At 37.3% G+C, this 319-nt stretch carries 1 protein-coding gene; it reads right to left on the reverse strand.

Features of this window, described 5'->3' with window-relative positions; genetic code table 11:
• Positions 1-319, reverse strand: a 319-nt coding sequence (locus tag PL77_RS32240) for a hypothetical protein (protein WP_044213825.1), incomplete at both ends; no start/stop codon positions are given.

Consider the following 319-nt stretch of genomic DNA (forward strand, 5'->3'; position numbering starts at 1 on the left):
CCTGGTACAATTCCTTTGCGGTAGCTACTCCTAACAAGTATGCATGTTTATCAGCCATTGAAAGCTCTTTCCCTTTTTTATATGCCTTCAGAATGTCTGCTGTCACTTTTTTGATTTCCTCCGACTCGGAAAACTCACTGTTTTGAACACCACTGCAACAATCCTGTTTAGGGTATTGTGGAAGGTTTAATTGCTTATTAATAGGCGTATAAACCGCTTTTAAATCCTTGTTAGGGAGTAATGCTTTTTGTTCATTACTCCCTTTCTGAAAATTTGCATGTACTTCCTTTTTGCCTTCAATAGGAATATTGAAATTCGT

Origin of the sequence: Flammeovirga sp. OC4, from assembly GCF_000812565.1 — a bacterium.
Lineage (GTDB): Bacteria > Bacteroidota > Bacteroidia > Cytophagales > Flammeovirgaceae > Flammeovirga.